This is a genomic window from Photorhabdus noenieputensis (assembly GCF_018448935.1).
In the GTDB taxonomy this organism is placed as follows: Bacteria; Pseudomonadota; Gammaproteobacteria; order Enterobacterales; family Enterobacteriaceae; genus Photorhabdus; species Photorhabdus noenieputensis.
Genome location: NZ_RCWC01000150.1, coordinates 1 through 770, shown reverse-complemented (window position 1 = coordinate 770; position 770 = coordinate 1). Strand labels below are relative to the sequence as shown.

At 59.7% G+C, this 770-nt stretch carries 1 protein-coding gene; it reads left to right on the top strand.

Annotation, left to right across the window (positions count from 1 at the left end):
* Window positions 1–770: type VI secretion IcmF C-terminal domain-containing protein (locus tag EAE91_RS23595; RefSeq protein WP_280520315.1), on the top strand; the 770-nt coding region annotated here is incomplete at both ends.

Sequence of the window (770 nt, the reverse complement as noted above, 5' to 3'; positions counted from 1 at the left end):
GGAAAACGGGCTGACGGCGGACCCGTCACTGAGTCTGCAAACCTTCCTGACGCGGGTAACCCGGGTGCGTCTGGCATTGCAACAACTGGCGAATACCGATGACCCCCCGGCGGTGATGGAAGCGCTGGCGCAGAGCGTGTTTCAGGGGAAAAGCGTGGAACTGACGGATACGCGGACCTATGGCAGCCTGATAGCCGCCAGTCTGGGAGCGGAATGGAATGGGTTTGGTCAGGCGGTGTTTGTACAACCGTTGACTGAGGCGTGGCAGACGGTGTTACAGCCGGCGGCGGCCAGTCTGAACGAACAATGGCAGTCGGCGGTGGTGGCGGACTGGCAGACCGACTTTGACGGCCGTTACCCGTTCGTGGCGGGGCAAAATGAGGTCTCTCTGCCGATGCTGGGGCAGTTTATCCGGGCCGACAGCGGGCGGATAGAGCAGTTCCTGCATAGTCAGTTAGGCGGGGTGCTGCATAAAGAGGGGAAATATTGGGTGGTGGATAAGGTGAACAGTCAGGGGCTGCATGTTAACCCGGCCTTTTTAACGGCGATAAATCAACTGGGTCAGGTCGCGGATGTGCTGTTTGCGAACGGCAGCGAGGGCATACGTTTTGAATTGCGGGCGAAACCGGTGGGTGATGTGGCGGAAACGGACCTGACGATAGACGGTCAGCGGTTGCGTTACTTTAACCAGAGGGAGAGCTGGCAGCGTTTACGCTGGCCGGGGGACGAGGATAATCCCGGGGTGGCGCTGACCTGGACCGGGGTGAATA